Origin of the sequence: Vibrio sp. 10N.222.52.B7, from assembly GCF_041474275.1 — a bacterium.
Taxonomy (GTDB): Bacteria; Pseudomonadota; Gammaproteobacteria; order Enterobacterales; family Vibrionaceae; genus Vibrio; species Vibrio crassostreae_C.
Genome location: NZ_JBFRTU010000437.1, coordinates 1 through 526, shown reverse-complemented (window position 1 = coordinate 526; position 526 = coordinate 1). Strand labels below are relative to the sequence as shown.

Annotated in this window: 1 protein-coding gene; it reads right to left on the bottom strand. The window is 46.2% G+C overall.

The features are described 5' to 3' along the window. Positions 1 to 526: CpaE family protein (locus AB4512_RS23580; protein WP_372175943.1), on the bottom strand; the 526-nt coding region annotated here is incomplete at both ends.

Sequence of the window (526 nt, the reverse complement as noted above, 5' to 3'; positions counted from 1 at the left end):
TGACCGGCATTGCGAATGGAGCTGAGTGTAGGCTCGACCACAATGATTCGGATATCGGCACTTTTAAGCGCTTCAAAGCCAACCTGGTCACGCAATGAATAGGTCGGAATGTCGATCAGTAAGTAGTCTGAACTTTGCAGGCAGAACTTTGTAAACTGATCGAATGCACTCTTTTGTGGCCAAAATGGTGTGGTGTCTAAAGGTAGATAACCGGTAAAGAGCGTGTGCTCGGGTGACACACTGATCCCACTGCGCTCAAACACGAGAGGTTCTAATCTTTCTGGGTATTGTAAAAGCTCTACCAACGCCGTGTTGCCTTCGACATTGAGTAGCAAATCCAAATCACCCATCGAAAAATCGAGGTCCATACAAGTTACTCGTTTTTCGAGTTCGGCAAGCTGCTGCGATAACGTCGCGATAATGGTGCTGCTTCCTGAGCCACCTTTTGCACTGACAATGGAAACGATTTTTTCATTTCGTTTTTCGTTGTTGAGTTGCAAAGCAGCAAAGGAGACGTGTTCAAGAT